Here is a 538-nt window from a genome sequence, read left to right on the forward strand (position 1 = left end):
TTCCCGAAGGACAAGCTGCTGGCGGAGATGGGCGTGCACGGCTACGCCGGCACTCCGCTGAAGGATTCGGCGGGCTGCGCCGTTGGCCTGATGGTGGTGCTGTACCGCCGCCCGATCGAAAACCGCGAACTGGTGACCAGCCTGCTGCAGATCTTCGCGGCCCGCGCCGCCGCCGAATTCGAACGGACGCGCGCGGAGAAGGAGAAGAACCGCCTGGAAGCCGAGCTGCGCCAGCGCCTTCAGCTCGAGAACGAATACCTGCGCCAGGAGCTCGACACGGAGCATGCCTTCGGCGAGATCGTCGGCCGGAGTGCTGCCATCCAGCAGGTCACCCGGCAGATCGAACTCGTCGCGCCCACCGACGCTACCGTTCTGATCCTGGGCGAGACCGGCACCGGCAAGGAGCTGGTCGCCCGGGCCATCCACCAGCACAGCGTGCGCCGCGACCGTCCGTTCATCAAGGTCAGTTGCGGCGCCATTCCGAAGGACCTTTTCGAAAGCGAGTTCTTCGGGCATGTCAAGGGCGCATTCACCGGGG

General features: G+C 66.4%; 1 protein-coding gene. It reads left to right on the forward strand.

The annotated features are described in order from the left end of the window. A partial coding sequence (locus tag L6Q96_23575) for a sigma 54-interacting transcriptional regulator (GenBank protein MCK6557527.1) occupies positions 1-538 on the forward strand: 538 nt, incomplete at both ends.

Source organism: Candidatus Binatia bacterium (assembly GCA_023150935.1).
Taxonomy (GTDB): domain Bacteria; phylum Desulfobacterota; class Binatia; order HRBIN30; family HRBIN30; genus JAKLJW01.